A 686-nucleotide genomic window follows, 5' to 3' on the forward strand; every position below is an offset into this window, starting at 1 on the left:
GCCGTCCCATTGCGCTTGTAATCGTGGGTGCGACTTCCAATGTGCCCCGGGGCAAGCGGAAGACCTGGTTGGGTGCGATCGAGTGCCTGGATCTGGGTTTTCTCGTCGACACACAGCACCAAGGCATTGTCCGGCGGGTCCATATACAAACCAACGATATCCACCACTTTCTCAGCAAACTGCGGATCATTGCTGATCTTGAAGGTTCTGAGTCGGTGTGGCTTCAGATCTGCAGCGTTCCAGATTTGCCTAACCTGCCATGTGGTAACACCGGCGTACTTCGCCATCAACGAGACACTCCAGTGAGTGGACTCATGAGGAATGCGGCTAGTCGTCAATGTGAGAACACGGTTCACGATCTCGGCGTCAATTACCGACGGCCGCCCTGGCCTTGCCTGATCAAGCAAACCCTCCGGGCCCGATTCGATAAAGCGCGTTTTCCACTTGTGAACTGTCTTGCGAGACACGCGCTGGGCCGCAGCCACGTCCATCACTGGCACGCCTTCCGACAGAGCCAGAATAATCTTCGCTCGAGTAATTTGACCCTGCGGAAGCGAGGTGCTGCGAATCCAGCTTTCCAGGATCGCTGCATCATGAGCGGTAATTGTAAAAACGTCAGGAGTATCCATGAGGCGAGTATACGTGAACTCAAATCACGTAACCTTATTTTCCGCATGGCCCACTAG

The 686-nt window shown here is 54.5% G+C and carries 1 protein-coding gene; it reads right to left on the reverse strand.

Annotated features, from left to right (window positions below):
• The coding region (locus AC6R19_RS22770; protein WP_500582158.1) for an IS630 family transposase at nt 1-629 on the reverse strand (629 nt) is incomplete at its 3' end.
• Between the last annotated feature and the right edge of the window lie 57 nt (nt 630-686).

The sequence above is a fragment of the Microbulbifer sp. SE14 genome, from assembly GCF_059834885.1.